At 69.9% G+C, this 18,753-nt stretch carries 10 protein-coding genes; 4 read left to right on the top strand and 6 right to left on the bottom strand.

Going from position 1 to position 18,753, the window contains the following annotated elements; genetic code table 11:
• Positions 1–156: 156 nt before the first annotated feature.
• The 4 genes from ACFQ6X_RS18555 (at position 157) to ACFQ6X_RS18540 (ending at position 8,552) form a co-directional block, all read left to right on the top strand.
• On the top strand, positions 157–489 hold the full coding sequence (locus ACFQ6X_RS18555) for a sulfurtransferase TusA family protein (protein WP_383182713.1): 333 nt from the start codon (positions 157–159) through the stop codon (positions 487–489).
• 89 nt (positions 490–578) lie between these two features.
• Entirely contained in the window at positions 579–3,803 is a 3,225-nt protein-coding gene (locus ACFQ6X_RS18550) for a S8 family serine peptidase (RefSeq protein ID WP_383182711.1), read from the top strand.
• A 224-nt stretch (positions 3,804–4,027) separates the two neighbouring features.
• Positions 4,028–7,747 carry a S8 family serine peptidase gene (locus tag ACFQ6X_RS18545; RefSeq protein WP_383182710.1) on the top strand — a complete coding sequence of 1,240 codons (3,720 nt, stop codon included), beginning with the start codon at positions 4,028–4,030 and terminating at the stop codon, positions 7,745–7,747.
• Between the two features lie 382 nt (positions 7,748–8,129).
• Positions 8,130–8,552 carry a hypothetical protein gene (locus ACFQ6X_RS18540; RefSeq protein WP_383182708.1) on the top strand — a complete coding sequence of 141 codons (423 nt, stop codon included), beginning with the start codon at positions 8,130–8,132 and terminating at the stop codon, positions 8,550–8,552.
• Positions 8,553–8,770: 218 nt separating this feature from the next.
• Here the strand turns inward: ACFQ6X_RS18540 and ACFQ6X_RS18535 are convergent, their stop codons facing one another.
• The 6 genes from ACFQ6X_RS18535 to ACFQ6X_RS18510 all read right to left on the bottom strand — a co-directional run bounded on the left by ACFQ6X_RS18535 (position 8,771) and on the right by ACFQ6X_RS18510 (position 18,686).
• On the bottom strand, positions 8,771–10,756 hold the full coding sequence (locus tag ACFQ6X_RS18535; protein WP_383182706.1) for an ATP-binding cassette domain-containing protein: 1,986 nt from the start codon (positions 10,754–10,756) through the stop codon (positions 8,771–8,773).
• A gap of 192 nt (positions 10,757–10,948) precedes the next feature.
• On the bottom strand, positions 10,949–11,518 hold the full coding sequence (locus tag ACFQ6X_RS18530) for a hypothetical protein (protein ID WP_383182704.1): 570 nt from the start codon (positions 11,516–11,518) through the stop codon (positions 10,949–10,951).
• The gene (locus tag ACFQ6X_RS18525; RefSeq protein WP_383182702.1) at positions 11,515–15,582 is read right to left on the bottom strand and encodes an NEW3 domain-containing protein; all 4,068 of its coding nucleotides are present in this window, start codon (positions 15,580–15,582) and stop codon (positions 11,515–11,517) included. The genes ACFQ6X_RS18530 and ACFQ6X_RS18525 overlap by 4 nt, the downstream gene beginning before the upstream one ends.
• A gap of 4 nt (positions 15,583–15,586) precedes the next feature.
• A complete protein-coding gene (locus tag ACFQ6X_RS18520) occupies positions 15,587–16,408 on the bottom strand; it encodes a carbohydrate ABC transporter permease (protein ID WP_329204562.1) in 822 nt (273 codons plus the stop codon).
• Positions 16,408–17,328 carry a sugar ABC transporter permease gene (locus tag ACFQ6X_RS18515; protein WP_329204560.1) on the bottom strand — a complete coding sequence of 307 codons (921 nt, stop codon included), beginning with the start codon at positions 17,326–17,328 and terminating at the stop codon, positions 16,408–16,410. Before ACFQ6X_RS18515 ends, ACFQ6X_RS18520 begins: the two co-directional genes overlap by 1 nt.
• Entirely contained in the window at positions 17,325–18,686 is a 1,362-nt protein-coding gene (locus tag ACFQ6X_RS18510) for an extracellular solute-binding protein (RefSeq protein WP_383182699.1), read from the bottom strand. The genes ACFQ6X_RS18515 and ACFQ6X_RS18510 overlap by 4 nt, the downstream gene beginning before the upstream one ends.
• Positions 18,687–18,753 lie beyond the last annotated feature (67 nt).

Below are 18,753 nucleotides of genomic sequence, written 5' to 3'. Positions count from 1 at the left end.
CCGGCGGCCGACACAGACCCGGCGGGCAGCCCTGCTGCGCCAGGGACGACATGGTCGCTCCGGCGGTAATTCGCGGGTAACGACGGTTGCCTACGGTCTGGCCAACCCCGAACCGCGGGGTGTGTGCCCGCTCCGCCCGCCGAGGATGAACTGCCTATGTGTCCTGCCTCGCCCGCCGCGTCGTTCGACGCGACAGGTCCGGATGACCCGGTCCGCGCCGTCGTGGACGCGGGTGGCGAACCGTGGTCACGGATCCTCGGTCTGCTGGAGCGGCGCCGGTGCGAGCTGCCGCTCGGCAGCGTGCTGGAACTGCACAGTGCCAACCCTCAGGTCCGCTCCTCCGTCCATGGGTGGTGCCGGCTCACCGGTTCCACTCTGCTCGCCGAGGAGGAGACGGGCGACGTGAGTGCGTACCGCATCAAGCTGCCGGCGCGCCCCGTGCACGGCACACCGACACCGTACACCGTCCCGAAGCCGGAGTCCCCGTGAAACCCTTTGCCCGCGCCAGACTCGTTGCGGCGGTCACCGTCGCCGCCCTGTGCTCGCCCGCCGTTCTGCCTACGGCTACCGCCACGCCCGTGCCGGAGCCGACCGCCGCCGCGTTCGGCGCGTCGGTGAGCCACACGGTCACGCTGATCACGGGTGACCGGGTGACGGTCACCACCACACCGGACGGCCGGAAGTCGTACAGTGCCGTGCCCGCAGCGGATTCCGCCCCGCGCACGGTGCTGGCCCGTACGGACATCGACGGCGACGCGTACTTCTACCCGAGCGATGTGATCGGCAAGGTCGGTTCCCTCCTGGACCCGCAGCTGTTCAACGTCGACGGACTGGTCCGCGACGGCTACGACGACTCCCGCGTCGACGCGCTGCCGCTGATCGTGCGGCGCACCGGCGCCGACCGTCCGGAAGCCCTCGAGAGCGACGGACTGATGCCCGCCAAGCGGGACTTCCACGCGCTCAGGGCGAGCACGGCGGTCCTCGACAAGGACGACGCGGCCGAGGTGGGCGACGCCCTCGACAGCAAGGGCGAGCTGGACGGCGTCAAGAGCATCTGGCTCGACGGAAAGGTGCACGCGGACGCGCTGGACCGCAACCTCACCCAGATCGGTGCCGACAGTGCCTGGCAGGCCGGCCGTACCGGCAAGGGCGTCAAGGTCGCCGTGCTGGACACAGGTGTCGATCAGACGCACGCGGACCTGGCGGGTCGGATCAGCGAGACCAAGGACTTCTCGGGCAGCGGCAGCACGCTCGACAGGCAGGGCCACGGCACGCACGTCGCGGCGACCGTGGCCGGCAGCGGTGCGGGGGCACCGGGCCTCCGTTCCGGTGTGGCGCCGGATGCCGACCTGATCGTCGGCAAGGTGCTCGGCGACGACGGCTCCGGTTCGGACTCGCAGGTCATCGCCGGTATGGAGTGGGCCGTCGCGCAGGGCGCGAAGGTCGTCAACATGTCGCTGGGCAGCGGCCCGACGAACGGCCAGGACCCGGTCACGCAGTCGCTCGAAGCGCTGGCCACCTCGTCCGGCACCCTGTTCGTGGTCTCGGCGGGCAACAACGGTCCCAACATCAGCACCGTGTCCGCCCCGTCGATCGCCCCGCACGCCCTGTCGGTCGCCGCGGTGGACTTCACGGGCGGAACCGCCTCGTTCTCCAGCCGCGGACCGTCGTTCAACGGCACCGTCAAGCCCGAAATAGCCGCCCCCGGCGTCAATGTCGTCGCGGCACGCGCCACGGGCACGAACCTCGGCACTGTACAGGCCGACCCCGCTTACACCGCACTGTCCGGTACGTCGATGGCAGCCCCGCACATCACGGGCGCCGCGGCCCTGCTCTCCCAGGAGCACCCCGACTGGACCCCGGACCAGATCAAGCACACCCTGATGGGCACCACGACGGCTCCGCAGAGCGGTCAGTCGCTGTACGACGTCGGCAGCGGCGTCGTGAACCTCCCCGCCGCCCTCAAGCAGACCGTCGTCGCCGACACCGGCGCCGTCGACTTCGGGCGCCTGGACGTGTCCGACGGCACCGGGACCCGCACGGTGAAGCTCACCAACAAGGGCGCCGCGGCCGTCACCCTGGACCTCACCGGCACGCTGGCCCCGGCCGGCTCGCCCCCTCCGGCCGGCCTGCTGGAGCTGTCCGCCTCCTCCGTGACGCTGGGCGCCGGTGAGACCTCCGAAGTCACCCTGACCGTCGACGCCACGGGCACTCCGACGGGTACGTACAGCGGCGCGCTGACGGCGCTCCCCGCCGGCGGCGGCCAGGCGCTGCGCATCCCGCTGCTCCTGGACCGGGCGCAGTCCGTCAAGGTCACCACGCTCGACCGCGCGGGCAAGCCCGCACCCGCCCAGATCTCCCTGCTCAACGCGGAGAGCGGCGCCTCGCTGAACGCGGAGGTCCGCGCCGAGGGAACCCGTGACCTGCGGGTCCCCGAGGGCACCTACATGGGCCTGGCCATGATCCGCATGACCATCGACGGCATCCAGCAGATCGCGATCGTCAGCGCCGACCTCAAGGCCGACACGAACGAGATCGTCTTCGACGCCCGCAAGGCCCGTCGCTGGACCGCCTCGGTCGAAGGCAAGGACACCCGCCCCGAGTTCATGGCGGGCAACCTGTCCCGCACCACCGACGACGGCCGGTTCGGCATCCGTCACAGCATGCTGGCCGGCGGTGCCTACGGGGCCTTCTCCAAGGACGCCCTCTGGATCACGCCGACCACCGAGGCCCACCTCGGCAAGGTCGTGTTCAACGAACGCTGGCGCCTCGCCGACGCGGACAGCGACATCACCGTGGGCGACACGTCCGCCCTCTACGATGCGGCGTACGCCCGGGACGAGGTCGCCGACAACCCCGAGCGTCGGCTGACGCGCGGCGAGATCAAGAAGTTCGCCAAGGTCCGCACGACGTACCGGGGCATGAACGAGAAGCTCCGCTACCAGGAGGGAAGCACGGTCTACGGGACCGGGCTGAACGGTCTCAACACCTCCTCGCCGTCCTACCTGACCGTCCCGCGCGAGCGCACGGAGTACATCCAGGCCGAGGACAGGACCTGGCTGCGGTTCACCTACCGCAACCAGGGGGGCGTGGCGATGAACTACTCGCCGGCCCAGTTCACCTACAAGCCGGGCACCTCCACGAAGGACTCCTGGTTCGCCGGACCGCTCTCGGTGCGCGCCACGGGCCAGGCCACGGGTGCCCGTCTCCAGCTGAAGGTGGACGACGCCGTCAACCCGAAGGGGTTCGCCCCGCAGCTCGGCGACTTCAACTTCCCGCAGCGCACCCAGTCCACGAGCCAGCTCTACCGCAACGGCACGCTGGTCGTCGACCGCGGTGCGCAGATCGACAAGACGTTCGCGGACGCGGACAAGGCGTCGTACGAACTCCGGCGCACCTACACCTCCGCCGGGATCTTCCCGATGGGCGGCGAGGCCACCTCCAAGTGGACCTTCACCGCTGGCGGCACGGGTGAGACGGCGACACCGGTGAACCTCCTCAACGTGTCGTTCGACGCGCCGCTGAACAACCTCAACCAGGCACGGGCCGGCCTCCCGCTGCTGGTCCAGGCCGATGTCACCGGTGCGGTCGACGGCCTGCGCAACGTCCGCGCCTGGGTCACCTCCGACAACGGCGTGACCTGGAAGCAGGTCGTGATCCTCGGCTACGACGGTGAGTACCGGTTCCTCGCACCCCACACGGCGCTGAAGTCGGGTGGCTTCCTGGGCGTCCGCGTGACGGCCGAGGACAGGCACGGCAACACCGTGGACTCTGCCCTTCCCCGGGCGATCCCCGTCAGCTGACCCCGCACGGCAGGACATGACGGTGCCACTGCCCCCGGAGGGGTGGTGGCACCGTCGGTTCCGGGCTCGCCGTGGATGAAATCCGTTGCAGGTGGGCCCTGTTGGGGGCCAAATGGCGTGCTCGTGACAGTGACATGCGTACGCCACGGAATCACCTATGCACGGCGGGTGACGGTTGGAAGAGTTGCGTACCTGCCCACCCGATGCGAAGGAGTTTCCTCACCATGCGCAGACCCTTCAGACAGGGATCCCTGCCCGCCGTGGCGGTGCTTACGGCTCTGTTGGCCGCAGGCCTCGCCTCTCCGGCAGGTGCTTCCTCGGACGATGTTCCGGCCGTGTCCGTCCTCAAGCCCTCGGCGGTGGCGAGTTCCGCCCATACGGTGCGACTGGTGACCGGAGACCGGGTCGTGGTGAACGGCAGCGGGGTCGACCGCCAGGTGTCGTTCGCCCCCGACTCCGACAGCCCGACCGGGACCGCATCGATCCTCCAGCACGGCAAGGACATCACCGTCGTCCCGGAGGAAGCCCGGCCACTGCTGGACTCCGGCGTGCTGGACCCGCGGCTCTTCGAGGTCGGCGCGCTGATCGAGCAGGGATACGCCGACGGCCGGGATCTGCCTCTGATCGTGCAGAACTCCAGTGCGTCGGCGAAGTCACCGGCCAACTCCAGACAGGTGCGGCGGTTGCCGGCCATCAAGGCCACGGCCGCCGCGGTCGATCCGGAGCAGGCGCAGAAGTTCTGGGCAGGGCTGCGGGACAAGCAGGACGGTGCCACGGCGAAGCGGCTGGCCGACGGTGTGCGGAAGGTGTGGCTCGACGGCAAGGTCACCCCCACCCTCGACAAGAGCGTGCCGCAGATCGGGGCCCCCACCGCGTGGGCGGCCGGATACGACGGCTCGGGCACGAAGGTCGCCATCCTCGACACGGGAATCGACGCCACCCACGCCGACCTCTCGGACCGGATCGACGAGGCCCGCAACTTCTCGGACTCGGCCGACGCGGTCGACCGCCACGGACACGGCACCCACGTCGCCTCCACGATCGCCGGTTCCGGCGCGGCATCGGGCGGGAAGTACAAGGGTGTCGCCCCCGGCACGAAGCTGCTGATCGGCAAGGTTCTCGGCGACAACGGCTCCGGGAGCGAGTCAGGGGTGCTCGCAGGCATGGACTGGGCCGCGCACAGCGGCGCCAAGGTCGTCAGCATGAGCCTCGGGGCGAACAGCTACACCGACGGCACCGACCCGATGAGCCAAGCCGTCAACACGCTGACGAAGGACACCGGCGCCCTCTTCGTCGTCGCCGCGGGCAACACGGGCCCCGACGCGGGCACCATCGGCACGCCCGGCGCCGCCGACGCTGCCCTGACCGTGGCGGCGGTCGACGACCGGGACACGATCGCCTCGTTCTCCAGCCGGGGCCCGCGCTTCGGTGACAAGGCCATGAAGCCGGATATAGCCGCCCCGGGCGTGAACATCGTCGCCGCCCGTGCAGCAGGAACCGCCATGGGCGCCCCGGCCGAAGCCGGCTACACGTCTGCCAGCGGTACGTCGATGGCCACCCCGCACGTTTCGGGCGCCGCCGCGATCCTCGCGCAGGAACACCCGGACTGGGACGCCGCCGACCTCAAGGGCGCCCTCATGTCCAGCGCGAGGACCAGCGGCAACGGAGGCTTCCAGGAGGGCTCGGGCCGGGTCGACCTGGCCACCGCGATCCACGCCGGTGTCTGGGCCACCAACGCTTCCATGGGCGCCTACGCACAGGGCGCCGCCTCCGAGCCGGTCACCAGGACCGTCACGTTCCACAACACCGCCGACAAGGAGATCACCCTCGCCCTGTCGGGCGCGCTCTCTCGGGACGGCGGCTCGGAAGTGGCCGGGGCGCTCACCCTGGGCAGCGCCGGCATCACCCTGCCCGCGGGCGGCAGTCAGGACGTCGAGGTCACCGTCGACCCTGACCTCGCCACCACCGGCGGCACCTACACCGGCACGATCACGGCCGCCGGTGAAGGCGTCACCGCGCACGCCACCGTCGCCCTGAGTCGTGACCTGCCGACCTACAAGATCGGTCTTCAGACCCTGATGCCGGACGGCACCGCGCCCGGCAGTGCGTCCCTGTCCGTGTACGACCTTCGGAAGAACGCCCCTCCGGTGCGGCTCCCGGTCGATGCCGCCGGGGTGGTCAACGCCCGGCTCAAGCCCGGCCGTTACGCGATCCTCGGCCACCTGTTCAAGGGCAGCACAAGCGTGACCTTCGTGCTGCCGGACGTCAATGTCACCGATCACGACCTGGCTCTCACCGCCGACGGCCGCAAGGCGGCTCGGATCCTGACGAAGACACCCAAGCCCACTGAGCCGGTCGGCTCGGCCGTGATGGTCGGGCGCCAGTCGGCCGAGCAGAGCATCGGCGTGATGGCCGGGCTGTTGGGTGGACCGGGCCAGCGTTACCTGCTGCCCTCGTCCGCCGCCCAGGACGGCAGGCTCGCCTCCACCGTCGTCGAGAGCTTCCGGTCCCGGCCGATCTCCGCGGAGGCGCAGCTGCCGACAGGCCGTGTCGACCTCACCGCCCAGCATGTCGGGGGCTCTGGTCGGTTCGAGGGTGTCAGGAGACCGACCGCAGTCGACGCGGGATTCGGAACGGCCGAGGACCTCGCCGCGCACGACGTCACCGGGAAGCTCGCGATGGTCCGTCTGGGCAGCGAGTTGCCTCTCACTGCCCTGACCAGGGTGGCGGACGCGGGAGCCGCAGCGGTGATGCTGGTCAACAGCTCCGACGACGTACTGACGACCGGCGCGATCAACAGGACACCCATGTTCACCGTGCCCAAATCCCAGGGCGACCGTGTCCTGGCAGCTGTCGCACGCGGACGTGTCACGGTGCGGCTGACCGGTGAACTCACAACCTCGTACACCTATCAGACGGTGAACAGCCACAAGGGTGCGCTGCCCGGGAGCTGGACCACCGCGCCCGCACAGTCGGAGTTCGCCGACGTTCTCACCAAGGACTACTCACCCGCACCGGCGGGCGCGGGCGAACTCTACTCGCAGGGATCCTGGTTGGGACTGAGCACCGTCACCGGTGACGGTGCGGGCACGTTCGGCGAGGTGAACCTGGGCGCCACGCAGCACTCCTACCTCCTCGCCGCCGACACCACGTGGTCCCGCACGGCCTACCTTTCCGGTTACCTCTCGGCACAGCCGTACTTTTCGGCCGGAGCCTCCTACAAGCCGGGCAGCCGCTCCACCCAGGAGTGGTTCAAGCCGGTTCTGCACGCGGGCACACCCGGTCCCGGCACCGATCCGTCGGGAAGCACTCAGCCGTACCGCAAGGGCGACTCGATGATCATCGCGATCCCGAAGTACGTCACGGGACGGTCCGACTCCTACGAGTACGGTGGCCGCAACGCCGAAGGCGACGAGACCGCGTTCCGTCTCTACCGGAACGGCACCCTGCTCGGCTCCGCTCCCAACGCCTGGGTCGCGGTCAACAACCTGCCGCAGGAGGCTTCGCAGTACCGCATCGAGACGGACGCCAAGCGGAACAACAAGTGGTGGTCGGTCTCCACCGAGCAGCACACCGCCTGGAACTTCTCCTCGGCCCACGTCGATGGCGAGGCCGCGGCTCGACTCCCCCTACTCCAGGCCGACTACCACCTGGAGGGTGTGGCCCTGGACTCCAGCGTCACCGCAGGGAAGTACCACCCGGTATCGGTGTCCTTCCGTAACCCCGACGGCACCCGGGCGGCACTCACTAAGGGCACCGTCGAGGTCTCCTACGACGAGGGGACGACCTGGAAGAAGGTCACGGCCGTGACGTACAAGGGCACGGTCACCGGAGTCCTCAAGGCCCCGAAGGGCTCCAAGGGGATATCCCTGCGGATCCACGGGGAGAACGCCGCGGGCAGCAGCATCGACCAGACCGTGATCCACGCGGTGCACGTGCGCTGACCGGTCGACCCCCAGAACGCCGGAGGCCGCGCATCCCGTGGGGGGTATGCGCGGCCTCCGGTCGAAGAAGTAGCGCCGCCGGCCCGCGAGTCTGCGCATGGGTCGGCGGTGCGGACACGCCAGGACCCTTCCCGTGGGGAGCCGGGAAGGGGCGGCGCGGCACCGTCGGCGTCGGCGCGCAGGCGGGGCAGGTGCGATCCCGTGTCCGGGGGTTGACCACGGGGACCGCGTAGCTGACACACTGCCACCGGTCCGGCGGGATCAACAGGGTCGTGCACGAAAGAACCGTCGGCATATGACAGAGCCTGCCCGAGCGTGTCCTGGCGAAGTCCGGAAGGCTCTCGGCGCCAGCCGTCCGGCCATTGCTCGTGAGGGGGGTTTGGTGGAACCGATCCTGGTCGAGTCCATCACGTACGACGGTGTGTGCCAGGAGTGCGGTGCCGAGGCGAAGTGGTGCGGCGTCCAGGCGCTGGTGGGTGAGGAACTGCGGTGGGATGTCGAGTCGACGTGTCCGGCCTGTGGGTCTGCCCTGGCCGTCTGTGGCGGTGACCTGCCGGATGAGTTGCGTGGCCGATTGCTCTCCGAGCACGGGTGGGCAACGCTGCAGGTCGGTCCGCCGACGAGGAACGCCACCGTCATGCGGGTGCTGCGGGCAGAACTCGGCATCGGCCTGGACGGCATCAAGGCGGTGCTGGAGCAGGTCCTGACCGGACAGTACTCGGGGACCCTGCCCGAGATGGAGTTCCTGGCCCGCAAGCTGCGGGCATCAGGCGTCGACGCGTCCGCCTCACGGGCGGGGGACTGAGTCAGGGCTGCGTGTCGGCGGCGAGAGCGGACATGAGGGTGTCGATTCGCAGGCGCAGCTCTCTTACGGCGGTTCTCGTCCGGGCGATACGGCACCGCGAATGCCGCTGCCGCCACCGAAGGCGCCCGGGCGTTCACCGAGAAGCGCTCACCGGCATGGCAACGGCAGGAGTTCACTCCCACGTGTGAGGTGCGGGAAGGAGGGTGAGATCTGCAGCATCAGTCCGGTGCGGGCGAGACGGCCGTGCTCGCTCGGGGCGGTGCGCTCGGGTGCGGTACCGCGGCTTGCGGCTCCGGTGCGTACTGGGCCGCCTGCGTGGTGAACATGGCCGCGTTGCGCCCCCGCGCGGTCATGAGCTCGTCGTGGCTGCCGCGTTCGGTGAGACGGCCCCGGTCGAGGACGTAGATGGTGTCGGCGTGCCGGACGCCGGACATGCGGTGGGTGACCAGGACGACCGCCCGGTGCGGGCCGGCGAGCCGGCGGATGGCGTCGAACGCTGCGATCTCGGCTTCCGGGTCGAGCGCCGAGGTGGGTTCGTCGACGATCAGGACGGTGTCCGAGTGAGAGGTCTCGGTGCGCCAGTGGGTGCGGGCGAGGCCGATCTTCTGCCATTCGCCGCCGGAGAGTTCGGACGCTCCACGGAACATACGGGCAAGCAGGCTGCCCAGGCCATGGGGGAGTTTGGCGATGACAGGGGCCGCGCCGGCGTAGTCGACGGAGGGCTGGAGATCCTCGTGCCCGGCCGGCCGGCCGGGGCGGCCGATGCGGATATTGAGCGCGGCGGTCACCGGCCAGCGCTGGAAATCCTGGGTCAGCAGGGCCACACGCTCGAACACCTGGTAGCGGTTGAGCTTGGAGAGTTCTTCCGCACCCCAGTGCACCGTGCCGCTCTGCGGCAGCAGCAGCCCGGCGAGAATCTTCATCAGAGTGCTCTTGCCCGATCCGTTCTCGCCCACGACGGCGGTCACCGACCCCATGGGAAGTGCTATCGAGACCCCGTCCAGCGCGGGAGTCTCACGGTCCGGGTAGCGGTAGGTGACCTCGTCGAGCACCACCTGGCCCACCCGCTCGGGCAGGTCCTGCCCGCCGTCGGCGATGGCTCGTCGTGCGGCCTCGGACAGGAACCGGTCGTGGTCCTGCACGTAGAGGCTCTCCTCGTGCAGCTGGTTGACGTTCATGACGAGCCCACCAAGACTCGCCGACCCGGACCGCACGGCGATCACCGCGGTACCGGCCACGGCCAGACTCATGTGCCCGGCCATGATCAGCCAGAGCATCACGCCGTACGTACAGGCCATCGCGAGCCCGGACAGCGCGGCGGCCACCAGCTCGGTCAGTGCCTTGCCGTTCGCGAGCCGCTTCTGTTCGGTCTCGGCACTCTCGGCCATGCCGCGGTACTTCTCCAGCAGGAACGCACCCACCCCGTGGATCCGTACCTCCTGGGCCGCACCGCGCTCGGTCAGCAGGTTGCCGATCAGACGACTGGCGCGCATGTGCTCCACCCATGTCATCACCGACACGTACCGTTCCTGGGCGACCCGCATCGCTCCCCAGCCGCGAGGTGCCGCGATCAGCAGCAGCATCGGAAGCAGCGCCGGGTGCAGGACGGTCAGGATGCTCGCCGTCGCGATCAGGGAGATCGTGCCGTTCAACGCGGCCACGCACGCGCTGATCATGCGGCGTGCGGAGGCGGCACCGAACTGGGCCACATCGATGAGCCGGCGGAACTCCGGATCCTCTATCGCCTCCAGCTCGACCACCGTGGTCGCGGCCAGGTACTCCGTGGTCGCGATCCGCTCGACCAGGGGCTCCAAGCGGCCGGCCCGAGACGTGGACAGACCGGCGAGGCCGGCGTTCACCACCGCGACCACCGCGCCCACGACGAGCGCGGGTACCGCGGAGTGCAGCCGGTCGACGGGGTCCCCGCTGCCGAGCAGGGCGTGCATCACGGAGTTGACCGCCAGCAGACCCACGGCTGCCGCGATGCCCTGTCCGACCTCGCTGATGCCGACGGTCAGCAGCGCCGGCCGGTCGGCGACCCAGGCCCGGCGCAGCGTGCCGGCGACCAGCCGGGGCATGGCTCGGATCGCCGAAAGCAGGGTCAGGTCCAGCCGTGCCCGTTCGTGCTCGGCAAAGGCCATGTCGTAGCGCAGAGGGCCGCCGAACAGCTCCTGCTCGGCCGGGGAGACCTTCGGTTCGACCATCCGAGCCCGCTGTAGGTACTTCCTCACGTGCTGCCCCCTCGGCCGGAGTTCATCCGCTTCGGCGCCGGACACGACAGGCTGCGCCGAATACGGAGAATCGTCACCGCGTCAGGGTGGCAGTTTTGAGCAGCCGGCGGCAGGGCGCTCGGAGGTGAAGCGCCCTGCCGGCGTCAGTACTGGGTCCGTGCCGCGTCAGTGCCGGTGGGTGGCGTCGGCGTGGCGGGGGTCGGCCGGGTGCTCGAAGCCGGGGTGGAGGGTGACCGTCGTCGCGTGGCGCCGTTCGAGCCAGAAGGTGAAATGGCGGTCCGCTGCCGCTCGGCGCAGTTCATCCGAGATGGCGGGTCGGGAGGTGTCGTACGGACCGGGGTGCTGGTCGCGGTTGCGGTCGTAGTAGGCGCGTACCTCGGACGGGGCGACGGTGATGTCGGCCGTGATCCGGTCGTACACGGCCGTGGCGACCGGGAGCGAGGCGAGGACCGCTGCGGTGACGCCCCCTGTACCGAGCGCGGCGGACAGGCTGAACTCCCTTCGTCGGCACGTCTTTTCGGCGGTCAGCCCCATGCTCGCCGCCGCCTCCTCGACCACCGCCTCGTACGTCAGCAGCTGGACCACCCAGCGGCGCAGATTGCGGGCGTCCGCCGTGCCCGGGCGGGGCAGCCGGGAGGCCAGCGGCCCCCGGCGCAGGGCTGTGACCCGTGATTCCACCGCCTCCTCGGTGACGGTGCGCTCCCCGACGCGCGCGGCCACCCCCGCCCCGGTCACGGGGTCACCTCGATCTCTACCGCCTCGGTGTAGTGCAGCCAGCCCGCCGCCGCCAGCTTGACCACGGCCCACCAGCGGCCGGGGTGGGTGCCGGCCGGGACGGTGACGGGGAAGCGCACCACGGCCGCACCGAGCGCGGGCACCTCGGCGCCCTTGTCCCACTCCGGGAAGAGCTCGAACGTGCCCCAGGGACTGATGAGTTGAGCCTGCACGGAGACGGGCGTGCGCACCTGGGAGGTGAGCGTCACCTCCACGGCCCCGGACTCGCCCGGCGCCAGCCGCACCTCGGTCGTCCCCGGTGTCGCCACCGGCTCGTCGGCCGGCGCGTCGCCGATCAGTACCCGGGTCACGTCCTCGAAGACCTGGCCGTCATGAGCAGTGCGCGCCCGCACCCAGTACGTGCCCGGCTCGGCCGCCGCGGGCGGAGTGATCCTGACCGTACGGGAGGTGTGACCGCCCGGCTCGAGGTCGTACGGGAGCGGTCCGGTCCCGGCCGACCAGCCCTCGGGGAGGATGAACTCGACGTTCCCCGTGGCCTGCCGGTCGGCGAGGGTCGAAGCGACCGTCACCGTGATCTCGTCGTCGGCGTCCCGAAGGACGGACGGTTCGAGGTGGAGCGCGAGCGGCATGTTGCCGATCGGTGCGGGGCCCGTGTTGTTGAGCCAGTACCGGGTGAAGACCGGCTGGTGAGGCTCCCGGCCGGGAGCGGGAGGGCCGCCCGGGGTGGTGAGAGGGGCGACCACCGTGGCGATGTCCATGCCGCCGAGGTCCAGGGTGAGGCCGGGGAGCACACTGCCGGGGTGTTCCAGCAGGTCCGCGCGGTGGGCCTCGGCCACCGGAAGGCCCGTGGTGATGGCGGCCCGCACATCCCGGCCCACCGCCTCGTGCCAGCGCATCGTGAGGCTCTCGACCGGGCCGGCGACATGCCCGTCGGACAGGGGATTGCCCGTGGGCTTCAGGGCGGTGAGGACGACCTGCCCGGCCGGTTCCACCGACAGGTAGGAGCGCTCCTCGGGCTGGTCGTGGCGCTCACCGTGGGCCGCGCGCAGCGGGTGGTTGATGTCATGGGCGAGCGGTACGACGCCCCGGGCCCGCCAGTCCCCGGCGCCCGCCAGGAGCGTGTAGTCGAAGGAGTGGGTCCAGTGCTGCTGCTGGAAGGCGGACCCGTCGGGGGTGGTGCGGTGCGGCGGGTCGATCCAGATACCCGACGGCCACCCGGTGCAGGAGCGCATCAACGACAGGTGCAGCGCGCCACCGGTGTCCACGGCGAAGCCCGGCATGCCCTGGTTGACGAGGGCGACCGTGTAGTCGTCGAGCGGCGGCTCGGTGAGCGATCCGGCCTCGGCGACCTCGATCACGGCGTCGTCGAGGTCCGCCACGAGAGCCTCCACCGCACCCTCGCCGGCGATCACCAGCACCGGCAGCGTGCGGGCACCGCGCAGATCGGCGCCGGGCACCCACACCTTCTCCAGCGGCGTGTCGGCCGGTATCCACAACCGCACCCGCCCGGTGGCGGCCAGCTGCTCCGCGAACGCGTCGGCGTACGCACCGCTCAGCACCTCCGCGGTGAACGGGTTCTCCTCGGGGCAGCCGACCGTGATGCGTACATCGGGCAGGTTGGAGTCGATCGCCAGATCCCCGTACCGGGCGCCCGGCGCGGCCGAACAGGTGCTGGTCACACCGGACCTGACCAGTGCCACCGCCAGGTCGCGTGCCCCGCCCCCGTCCGGTGTGACGATCTCCGCGATGCCGATCGCCCGTGCCCCGCCCGGCAGTTGGACCCGGGCCGTCGACGACAGTGCGAACCAGTTGCCTGCCGGATTGTCCAGGGTCCAGGGGTGCTCCTCGGAGTCGACGTCGATGAGCCCGAAGCCGCGCCCGATCACCGCGTCGGCGACCTCACTCACCGGCAGCGCACCCGGCACGTGTACCGGCCAGCGCAGCCGTAGCAGCTGGTCCGCCCCGTCGAAGGCGTCGATGCGGGTGACTCCGTCGAGCCGGTCCAGCCCGTGCCACAGGGTCAGCCGCTGGGTGTACGAGACCGGGCCGACCGTGCCCGTGACGGTGATCCGCTCGCCCAGCGGGCTCGCCTCGACCGTCACCGACTCGGCGGGGAAGGACGCCGAGCCGGTCACCGGTCCGCTGGGGACCAGATGCCAGGGGCCCTCGTGGTACCGGGGATGCGCCGGGTACTCCTCGTACACCAGTAGTTCGTTGCCCACCCGCCCCGGCTGGAGCAGCTCGCGGCCCTCGACGGCCAGCCGGGAGACGCAGCCGCCCCGCCGGGGGTCGACCTCCAGGGTGTGGGTGGAATTCGCGATCCGGTGGCCTTCGGACGGTGTCCAGCCGGAGCCCGTACGCGAAGGGACCGGCCGGTAGAGGCGGTAGCCGAGCGAGGGCACATCACGGGCGAGGAAGACGAGGTCCGCCTCCGCGAGCGAGCCGTCCTCGTGGAGTACGGCGTTCTCCACGAGGGTCGGTGTCCCGTCCTCGAACTCCCAGCCATGGAAACCATGTTGAGAAAGGGTCAGGCGCGTGCGGACCAGGTCGGTGCGCGGCCAGGCGGACGGGTTGAACACGCTGATCGCGCCGTCGGCGCCCAGGCTCCTCAGCGACGCGTCCAGCACGTCGCGCCCGGTGTCGTACGCCTCCCGCCAGCTCGTCACCAGGTCCAGATAGACCTGGTCGGACTCGGATCCGGTGATCGCGTCGTGGTGCGCGCCGTACGCGAGCTGCCGCCACGCCTTGTCGATACGGGCGTGCGGGTACGCGGCCCCGGTCTCGACCGAGTCGACGGTCGCGAACTTCTCCGCGTCGGTGAGCAGGTTCTCGGCCGCGCGCTGAGCCTGCTTCGTGTCGATGAACGACACGTCCTTGCCGGTGTAGACCGGGTTCATGTCCCGGGTCTGAGGCGAGGGCGCGGGGAGTTCGGCGCGGACCGCGGCGAAGAAGTCGCGGGGCAGCGCGCACACCAGGCGCGGCCAGGTGTAGCGGGCGGCGAAGTCGCGGTGGATCTCGGTGACCCAGCGGTTCGGCGGTGTGTAGTCGGTACCCACCGGCAGCAGGATGTTGCGGGTCGCGGACACTCCGCGCATCAGCCGGTACAGCTCGAGGACCGCGTCCTCCGCCTCGCCGAGGGTCGTCGCACTGTCCATCCACCAGCCCGCGCTGTAGTGCGCCGGCATGTAGTGGGTGAGTACTCCGCGCCCGCTGGGCGACAGCCACTCGAACTCGGCCGGGAACTGCATCCCCGACGGGTCGCCCCAGCCGTCCTTCTCCCGGTCGCGGTCGGTGAGCATCGGACCCCACTGGTGGTACGGGCCCCGCGCCCACGACGACGACGTCAGACCCGCATCGGCGACCAGGCCCGGGAACTGCGGGTCGTGGCCGAAGACGTCCAACTGCCAGGCGGTCCGCGGGTCGCCGCCCATGACACCGCGCTGGAAGCCGATCCCGTAGACCAGGTTGCGGGCGGTGGACTCGGCGGAGGTGAGGTTGGTGTTCGGCTCGTTGTACGTGCCGCCCATCAGCTCGATCCGCCCCTCGGCGAGCAGCCGGCGCAGCAGTGCGCGGTCGCCGGGATGGGCGTCCCAGTACGGTTTGAGGTAGTCGATCTCCGCGAGGACGAACCGGTAGTCGGGGTCACGGCGGGCGGTCCGCAGATGCAGTCGCATCAGCTCGAAACCGGTCTGCTGGAAGTCGATCCGGAACTGCTGGGCGGTGTCGCCCGCCGCGTCCCACGTGGTGGTGTAGGCGGCCTGGGTGTTCCACCACACCGGGTCGTAGTGGAAGTGCGGCACCATCCACACCGTCCACCCCGGTTCGGCCACGGTGAGTTCCGCCTCCACCCGCGCGTCGCCGGCCCGGACGGTGATGGGCACGACGGTTCCAGGCACGGCGGCCCCGCACCGTACGCCGATCTCGCCGGCGCTCCCTTCCCCGTGCACACCGGGGCCGGTGATGACGACCCGTCCCGGTTCGCTCAGCGTGACACGTACGACCTGCAGGGGATCGTCCGCGGATCCGACGAACAGGTCGGTCGACTCGACCTCGACGATGCGCACCGTGCTATCCCTTCACCGAGCCGGCCATGTTGAACGAGCCGGAGAGGTATTTGCTGACCGCGACGTAGAGCAGGACCGCGGGAGTGGTGTAGATGACGGAGAACGCGGCCAACTGGCCGTAGGCGACCCGCCCGTACTGGGAGAAGAACGTGTAGATGGTGACGGCCGCCGGCTGCTCCTCCGGGGAGTCGAGCAGCACGAACGGGACGAAGAAGTTCCCCCACTGCCCGACGAACACGAAGATCGCGACGACCGCGATGCCCGGGGCCATCAGCGGGGCCACGACGTACCGCAGCGACTTCATCCACCCGGCCCCGTCCACCCAGGCGGCCTCCTCCAGGTTGATCGGCACCCCGTCCATGAAGTTCTTCATCATCCAGATGGAGAACGGCAGCGAACTCGCCGTCAGGAACAGGACCATCGCGGGGACCGAGCCGTACAGGCTGAAGCGGAAGAACATCGCATAGACCGGGACCATGATCGCGGTCAGCGGGAGGCCGGTGGAGAAGAGCAGGGTGAGCATGAAGTGGCGCTTGAAGCGCAGCCGGTAGCGGGAGAGCGGGTAGGCGGCCAGACCCGCCACGACGACGGTGAGGACGGCGGTCCCTCCGGAGATGACCACGGAGTTGAGCAGCGGACCGTACACGGTGTCGTAGGTGAGGACGGCCCTGAAGTTGTCGAGCGAGAAGGAGAGGGCGGGCTTGGCGGCAGGAGAGGAGCCGGGCTGGACGGAGGAGAGCAGCACCCAGAGGAAGGGGCCGAGGAAGGACAGGGTGATCAGCGCGAGTACGGCGTGGGCCGACCAGCGCGCGCCCCAGCGGGTCATCAGGACTCCACCTTGATCAGTCGCAGGTAGACCAGCGAGAAGAGGGCACCGATGACCAGCATCACCAGCGCCATGGCACTGCCGTAGCCGATCTCGAAGTACCGGAACGCCTGCTCGTACATGTACAGCGGGGTGGTCTGGCTGGCCTCGCCCGGTCCGCCGCCGGTCAGGGCGTAGATCAGGCCGAAACTGGCCAGCGTCTGAAGGGTCGTCAGCATCAGGTTGGACAGAACCGATCGGCGGATCAGGGGCAGCGTGACGCTGAAGAACGTACGGCGGGTGGAGGCGCCGTCCACCTTCGCGGCCTCCAGGAGGTCGCGCGGGACCTCGGAGAGCGCCGCCGAGTACACGAGCATCGAGAACGCGGTGCCACGCCAGACGTTGGCGAGGATCACCGCGAAGAGCGGTGCGGAGACCAGCCACTCCTGGTGCATCCCGAACAGCGAGTTCAGGGTGCCCTCGTCGCCGAGGAAGGAGAACCAGCAGGCGGCGGCGACCACTTCGGGCATCACCCACGCGGCGATGACCACGCCGTTCACCACGCCGCGCGTCATGCGGCTCTTGCCGCGCTGGAGCAGGGCGATGAGCATGCCGAGGACGTTCTGCCCGATGACGGCCGAGCCGAGGACGAAGACGAGGGTGCGGAACAGCGAGCTGACGAATGCCTCGTCGTCGAAGAGACGGGTGAAGTTGTCGAGCCCGATGAAGCGGGCGTTGACGGACGCCGAGCCGGTGAGCGTCTCGTTGGTGAACGCGACGTACACGCTCCACCCGACCGGGCCCACCAGGAAGATCGCCAGCAGGACGAGCGTGGGGCTCAGGGGGAGCAGCCAGCGCAGGGTCCTCCCGCGCCGCGCGGGCGACGGCAGCACGTCCGCTGCCGGCGCCCGCTTCGGTCCGGCCGCCGCGGTGAGCGTCACGACGCCTTGCCGACAACGTTGTCGGCACCTACGGCCCGCTCCACACCCTCCGCGTACTGCTCGGCCGCCTCCTCGGGCGACTTCGATCCGAGCGTGACCGCTTCCATCGCCTCCTGGATCTGCGTGGAGACCTTCGGATACGCCTCGTACGCCGGCCGGTAGTGCGACACCTTCGCGAGACCGGTCCAGAACTCCACCGCCGGGTTCCCCGCGATGTACTTCGGGTCGGCCGACACGTCCTTGCGCACGGCGAGGTCACCCGTGCCCATCGAGTACTCCATGGCGTGCTTCTTGTTCATCGCGAAGGTGATGAAGTCGAAGCCGTCCTGCTTGCGCTTGCTGTACGAACTCACCGCCATCACCCAGCCGCCCGACATGCTCACCGCACCCGGCGCCTCGCCGTTCTGGGTGGGCATGGGCGTCCAGCCCATCTTCTTCGTCCAGTCGGCCCAAGGGGTGGGACTGGTCGGCGTCCAGGCACTCGAAGCCCATGCGCCGTCCAGCGCGATACCGAGCTTGCCCTTGGGGAACCACTCCAGGAGCACCTTGTCGCCGAGCTTGGCGTTGAGCGCGTCGGCCTTCTTCGGGCCGAGGTTCTCCCGGTAGACGGTGTCGACGAACTTCAGCGAATCGGTGATTCCCTTGCCGGACGTCACCCACTTCTCTTTGTCGAAGAGCGTCCCGCCAGGTGTCCCGTACAGCAGCATCTCGAAGCCCTGCATGGTCGCGGCCTCGCCGAGGATCTTCGTCGAGTACATGGAGAACGGGGTGACCCCGCGGACCTTGCGCTTGACGGCACGCGCCGCCTCCAGCACGTCGTCCCAGGTCTTCGGGGTCCAGGGGACGGGCAGACCTGCCGACCGGAAGACATCCTTGTGGTACCAGAGACCGCGGGTGTCGGTCGAGATGGGCACCCCGTACGTCTTCCCGTCGAGTCCCTGCGCCGCCTTCTGGACCGACTCGGGGAACTGCTCCTGCCAGTCGGGCCACTTGGCGAGGAAGTCGTCCAGCGGGGCCAGCTTCCCGGCGGCGACATCGGCGTTCACCTGGAAGGTGTCGTGGAGGTAGACGTCGGGTGCGGAGTCGGCGGACCGGTTCAGCAGCGCGAGCTTGGTGTAGTAGTCCTCGTTGGAGCCCTGGACGGCCGTCAGTTTGATCTTGACGTCCGGGTGGGCGGCCTCGTACTCGGTTCTGGCTCCCTTGAGGGACTTCTCCAGGTGGGGCCAGGTGGGCTCCACACGGTAGAGGACCTCGATCTCGTTCGAATTCTTACCGGAACCACTCGAACAACCGGTGACTGCGGTCGCTCCGGCGGCTGTCGTCGCGAGTGCCCCGGCCAGCAGAGTGCGCCTTTTCAACTCGTCCTCCAAGTGACGGTGTTGCGCGCTGTCGTGCCTCAAGTGCCGGGAAACGTAAGTCAGTCTG

This window comes from Streptomyces sp. NPDC056452, from assembly GCF_042796085.1.
In the GTDB taxonomy this organism is placed as follows: Bacteria; Actinomycetota; Actinomycetes; order Streptomycetales; family Streptomycetaceae; genus Streptomyces.
This window is presented reverse-complemented; position numbering and strand designations above follow the sequence as displayed.